This window comes from Actinomadura sp. NPDC000600 (assembly GCF_040492135.1).
Lineage (GTDB): Bacteria > Actinomycetota > Actinomycetes > Streptosporangiales > Streptosporangiaceae > Spirillospora.
In genome coordinates this window covers 1-1,336 of the sequence record NZ_JBEUPD010000123.1, presented here as the reverse complement: position 1 = coordinate 1,336, position 1,336 = coordinate 1, and the positions used below count along the sequence as shown (strand labels likewise).

The following is a 1,336-nucleotide window of genomic DNA, read 5'->3' as shown; positions in this document are numbered from 1 at the left end:
GACAACTATTTGTATACGTTAAAAAAACAAAAACCGAAAGCTGACAACCTTGAAAAACTAGCCGACTACTTCCATGTATCGGTTGACTATTTACTAGGACGTGCTGAAGCTAAACCAGTCAACGAACCGATAGACTTGGCGGAAGTCGCAAACTCTGATGATGACGCTATTTTTGACAGTATTCTAAGTGCTGGTGGTCGCCCTTTGACCGAAAAAGACAAAGCTATGATTAAATTAGTTTTTGCTGACCGTTGGGAAGAATTGCAACAAAAAGCTAAAGACTTGAAAGATAGTGAAAAATGAGGGCGTTAAATGAATCAAGAAGAATTGACCGCTCTTATAGTAATCAAGATTGAAAACTTAGGCATAGATTACAGAACATTTGAATATGATAATCAAAGAGCTTGGATAGATACAAGGCTTTGTATTGGCGGTTATAACCCAAATTTAGCTACGCCTTTTGACCATGCTCACGAGTATATGCACGCTTACTACAAAGATGATAGACGGCTAGGCGAATGTGATACGTTAAGCCCTACGGAAAAAAGAGCCAACAAAGAAGCTATTTTAATGCTTTGGGATTGGTTCATACAAAATGGCGGTAACTTTGATGATATAACACAGTTCTGTAAAATAACTGGTTGCCACTATGACGCCACTAAACGACTAATAACGTCAATGTGCTGTGATATGAGTACAAAGAGTTTTAGAGACTGTGCCATTGATTACATCAGCCGTTTCGACATCATCACGCACGACACGTTAAATATATACAACTTCTTAGACTTCTACGGCTATCATCACAACGCTTATGACGAGGCTCGTGCGTTGCTGTGTGAGTTGTGTTGGTTTGAGTTGGTGGGGTAAAAAAGGAGGAAGCATGAAACTATCGGACTACTTAAAGAGTATTGATAACTTAGATGAAAAAATGCAAAAGGCTGTAATTATAGCTGAGTATGAGAAAATGTTTGGAGAACACTACAGACTACCACAAGAACAGTTTGCTGACCTTATGGAATTACCTTTGCCAAAATTAAGAAGAGTTATTCATGAAATGAAAAAAGCAATAGATTAGAACTTTAATAGTGCTAAAGTCTATATATCTGTGAACCTTAACATTTTTTAACATGCTAACAAATGCTAAGGTTCAAATCTATAAAACAAATCCTAAATTTTAGGAATGCAAAATAAAAAGCGCTTGTGCGCACGCGAAAGAGGAAAATAAAGAGGATAATATTACGAACGAATCAGATAACCTTATTCAAATTTTTAGTCATAACCCATTAGCACTTATCTCATGTATTATATTGGGTATTGGCCTTCTATTTACTTTTGC

Annotated in this window: 3 protein-coding genes; all 3 read left to right on the top strand. The window is 36.6% G+C overall.

Translation table 11 applies throughout. The annotated features are described in order from the left end of the window. Positions 1-303: helix-turn-helix domain-containing protein (locus ABWI07_RS44150; protein ID WP_353822207.1), on the top strand; the 303-nt coding region annotated here is incomplete at its 5' end. A gap of 9 nt (positions 304-312) precedes the next feature. After that, positions 313-867, top strand: coding sequence for a hypothetical protein (locus ABWI07_RS44145; protein WP_353822206.1), 555 nt, complete (start codon positions 313-315; stop codon positions 865-867). A 13-nt stretch (positions 868-880) separates the two neighbouring features. Then, positions 881-1,075: a hypothetical protein gene (locus tag ABWI07_RS44140; protein ID WP_014570835.1), complete on the top strand. Its 195-nt coding sequence runs from the start codon at positions 881-883 to the stop codon at positions 1,073-1,075. Positions 1,076-1,336: the final 261 nt, after the last annotated feature.